The sequence below is a fragment of the Spirochaetota bacterium genome (assembly GCA_040756435.1).
GTDB lineage: Bacteria > Spirochaetota > UBA4802 > UBA4802 > UB4802 > UBA4802.
The window spans coordinates 1-2,060 of sequence record JBFLZD010000122.1 but is presented as its reverse complement, the minus strand read 5'-3'; the positions used below and the strand labels follow the sequence as shown (position 1 = coordinate 2,060).

The following is a 2,060-nucleotide window of genomic DNA, read 5'->3' as shown; positions in this document are numbered from 1 at the left end:
AACAGGAGCATGCTTATACGCTGAAGGCAACTGCAGCAAATTGAAATTGCGCATAATGGCAGGTTGCACGTTCATCGGCACGAGAAGAAAAAACGGCTGTGCAAACGGTAAGCTGGTGGTAACAGCACCGCGTTTTAATGCCGCGGTCACCGACCATGGTTCATACAGCGCGTAGGCATTTCCCATCATACTGCACAGTTTAAGAAACAATCCCTGCTCATCTTTTGGTATTTGCTGCATATTAAATCCTTCATCGTGTGTGGTTTCGTCGCCGTAGATGTGATACACACCAACACCGTTTGAAGCAAATGCAAGGGAACCTGCAAACGCATGCAAGGCACCGGGACCAATTGAGGTGATGACTGCTGCCACTTCTGAAGTGAGCATCCCAAAGGCAGTAGCTGCATGTGCCGCGGCCGTTTCGTGGCGCACATTATACATCTTAACTAATCCATGCTCTTCGTAAATTCGTAACACTTCGGCAATGTCGGTTGAGCCATGGCCAAAGATTCCAAAGAAGTGCCTGACATTCTGATTAAGTAGCCCAAGGACTATAGCTTCGGATACCGTGATATCCTGATATTGTTCGATAGCACCTGCTGCAATTGCCTTACTGATAGAACCATGCTGTGCAATCGCCAGTGCGCGTTCTTGTATTTTATTATTCATTATTTTACTCCCCTGAAAATAAGATTTTGCACACAATGTCATCTTATCTTGAAAAGCCCCCACTTCATCGGAAGAAAGAAAAAGAAAAATCTTATTCTTTTTTAATTTTAAAATTGTTGCCTTCCTCAATTTTATTGCATAAGGGAACTTCTAAAAACTGTTTTATTCGGTTGTTCCCTTGTGGGCACAATATATAGGATAAAACCGCTTTCTCTTTATTGCAATTATATTGATGAAAGCGGTTTTTAGAGGTGCCCACAATAAATGACATCGATAATTATAAGATTACTTTTCCCATTATAGTTTAACAGTTATTGCATTTTTGTCATCGCGAGCGAAGCAATCTCATTGCTCAAGAGGATGGTTTACAATGACATTTAGCACCGTATTATATCCTGGATTGTAGTGCGCTTTGTAGTGCATTATCTTCTATAGTTTCTACATCCAGTATATCCAAAAAACCAGGATACCGTAATACAGGATTTACCACCTCTTCAGGCAAAACCTGAACAATATGCGCCATTGATTTGTGAGTCATGCATGAAATTGATTTGAGCAATTGCCGCGATTGCTTTTGTGATTCTTTTCTGTGTTCAGGATATCCGCATCCTGATTCCACGCTGAAAAGAGCGTCAAAGATAAATTTTAAATTTTGTTCCGAAGCCCACCCATAGCCCTGATTGAGCATGAGCGAAATACAGTTGCCGCCGTTAATCTGGGCAAAAAGCCATGAATCAAGGGGTGTGATTATATGCCCGCACACAACGCCCGGATACTGCATCACTGCATTCAAAAAACCCTGGCCGGTGCCACACCCACCCACAACAAAATCGGCGCGCCCTGTATTCAAAATCAGCGCCGCCATAAAACCGCTATTAATATAAGTAAGCTCAGGCTGTGCTCCACACTGTGTCATGCCTGCGTTGATGATATCATGCCCCCTGCCCTTTAGAGCTGCTATTATATCCGCATTTTTATCCGCCGCACTCGTTTCATTTATTACTGCAATTTTCATATACTATCTCCCAATGTCTAATATTTACCGTGATTCCCTGTGGGGATGAAATGTCTCTACCTAATTCATAAGCCAGCCGCATAATATGCTCTATCATTGCTTGTGTAAAATGCCTCTTTTTTAATTATAAAAGGAAGTTCTTCCCCCTGATAAAAGAAGACCACTCAACCACAATTAAGCATAAAAGAATCAGGCTGAGTATCACGTGATGAAATCCGCTTTTCTAGGAGGAATCCGGAACCACCTGTAGTATTTTGAACTATGAGTTGGCAGCGGCTTCTTTTATTGTATATAATGCAATAATATTGTATTATTGTCAATAAATATTTTATTTATTTTACCGGATAGTTAATTCTTAAAAATGAAAAATATGAAA

General features: G+C 41.1%; 2 protein-coding genes. Both read right to left on the bottom strand.

All coding sequences use genetic code 11. The features are described from left to right. Positions 1-711 (bottom strand): thiamine pyrophosphate-binding protein (locus tag AB1444_16430; GenBank protein MEW6528241.1); only part of this gene is annotated, 711 nt, incomplete at its 3' end. Between the two features lie 346 nt (positions 712-1,057). Beyond that, positions 1,058-1,684 carry an RpiB/LacA/LacB family sugar-phosphate isomerase gene (locus AB1444_16425; protein ID MEW6528240.1) on the bottom strand — a complete coding sequence of 209 codons (627 nt, stop codon included), beginning with the start codon at positions 1,682-1,684 and terminating at the stop codon, positions 1,058-1,060. Positions 1,685-2,060: the final 376 nt, after the last annotated feature.